Source organism: Clostridium luticellarii (genome assembly GCF_002995845.1).
Classification (GTDB): domain Bacteria; phylum Bacillota; class Clostridia; order Clostridiales; family Clostridiaceae; genus Clostridium_B; species Clostridium_B luticellarii.
Window position 1 is genome coordinate 1 of the sequence record NZ_PVXP01000137.1, and the last position, 2,182, is coordinate 2,182.

Here is a 2,182-nt window from a genome sequence, read left to right on the forward strand (position 1 = left end):
CTATAAAACAGTCTAAAGCATTATAACCACCCTTAATATGCTGTCTTAACTTCTTATCAATAGAAAATTTAATATCTATATTCCTTAAAATTAAATCCATTAGTTCTGCTTTAAATTTTTTATCCTTTATACTATTAAATTCACCACTCTTTTCTGCAAAAAACTTCGCTATAAATCTTGGAATATTAAAATAATTTAATTTACAGCTCTTACCATCAACATCAAATTCAACAAAGAGTATGTTTTGTAATTCCCATTCACTTTCAATGCGAAGTTCTTGAACCATATCCAATATGATTTCATTATATGGTGAATCTTTATCTTTCTTGCTGTAAAAACTTTCATTTTGCTTATATAAGTTGTCCACACTTGTATCAATATTAACAAATCCAAAATATGTTTTATCTTTATAATCACCTTCTACATAACCCTTAAATATATCTGTTGCACCAGCTGGTGTACAAAACAATATCAGCTTACATACATTACATATAGGAAACTTGTTGTTAAAATTCCAAAATAAATTATTTGCATTACTATTACTAATACCTAATGGAACAAATATTTTTTCCTCAAAATCATCCCCTAAAGATTTAAATTTGCCACATAATGAACAATTGTATAATTTTGATGAATCTAATTCCTCTAAAATTGAATTTACATCTTTTGTTTTATCAATACGCTTTTCTATTTTTTTGTAAACTTTTTCAATACTTTTATCTTTATAACTTTTATCTAAATTCAAATACTTACTGATACATTCTTCAGCTTTATCTAAATCTTTATCTTTATAAGCATCCATAAGTTTTCCCATTTCATATATGGGTATTATATAATCTCTATCAGCTACCTCTCTTTGCTTATCTAATCTTTTAGATGCTAATGTTTTTTGAAGAAAACTTGCTTGCCCGAAGTATTGATTTGATAAAATGCTTCTAACTTTATTTAATGTAAGCTTTTCTGAAACTTGTTCTTTCTCTAAAACTTCTTTAAACTTTTCATATTCTTCATCTAAAATTTCAAATTGACTTTGATTTTTAACCTTTGAAATTGTATCTGCTATACCTTTTAAAGCTTTTCCATTTTCATCATTCTTAAATTTATTAGCTACATCTGTTACTGTCTTTTTTAGATATTTTATTCCATCTTTATAATCAGACTTTTTCTTAACGTAAGCTTTCTGTACTTGATATTTATTTAATTTGTCTTTAGGTACGTCATATCTGTTCATAAAATAGTCAAAATAATACTTACCAAATTCTTTTAAAATACTACTATCAAATTCTATATAATTTTCATTTATATTAATCTCATTTTGCTTCTCTGAATTTTCAAGTATTCGCATAAACCCAATAATACCCATATTATAAAACCAGTCATTTAAGTATATCTTAATTTTCATCTTACACCACCTCTATCATTCCAAATCCTTGATTTCTCCTGAATCCTGCCCCCAGCATATAAATATCCTTCAAATCTTGAACATCACCACATAGTTTAAATATTCCATAATAAGCTTCAACGTAATATATGCCTTTACCAGAAACCTTCTTAAAACCTTCTATTTCTTCCTTAACAACTTTTTCTTCCATTAATACAGGTGTAAATTGTACACTTTCTTTTAAACCATAACCTCTGTAATTTTCCAGAATTTTATTTTGAATGTAATTAAATTCTTTAGAATATTCACTGCTCGCAGGCGGAACTGAATTCCCATTTATATTCTTCATATAAATAGGCGATAATGTTTTAAAACACAGTTCTTTCTTTGAAATGTTTTTTTCCTGCTGCATAGTTATCTTAAGTTTGTCTATTTTGTATATTTTCTTATACTGAAATGATTTTTTCTTTAGTATTCCATTATAAAGTTTCAACATGAATTCAGTGTCAGGTGAAGATATATTAATTTGCACAAAACCATTAATCTTTATTTCTTCTTTATCCATTTTATAATCCTTCAAGTAAACAGAAAAAGTAAAATTCTTTGATTTTTTGTTCTTTTTGTTTTGAAAATAATACAGTTTATTCAGGTAGTCCCCATCTTCTGCCTTAAGTGCTTCCTTTATCATACTTACAAACATCATATGATAACATAGTGGTATTTTTTCTGTGTTAAAAGTACATTTAAATCTCAAATTTTCACCTTCTTTCTCCAAAATTATTTTATGAATTAATTATAACA

The 2,182-nt window shown here is 26.1% G+C and carries 2 protein-coding genes; both read right to left on the minus strand.

Annotated features, from left to right (window positions below):
• The coding region (gene cas8a1, locus CLLU_RS18335; RefSeq protein WP_106011194.1) for a type I-B CRISPR-associated protein Cas8b1/Cst1 at positions 1–1,402 on the minus strand (1,402 nt) is incomplete at its 3' end.
• Position 1,403: 1 nt separating this feature from the next.
• Positions 1,404–2,135, minus strand: a complete 732-nt coding sequence (gene cas6 / locus CLLU_RS18340) for a CRISPR-associated endoribonuclease Cas6 (RefSeq protein WP_106011195.1) — start codon at positions 2,133–2,135, stop codon at positions 1,404–1,406.
• Positions 2,136–2,182: the final 47 nt, after the last annotated feature.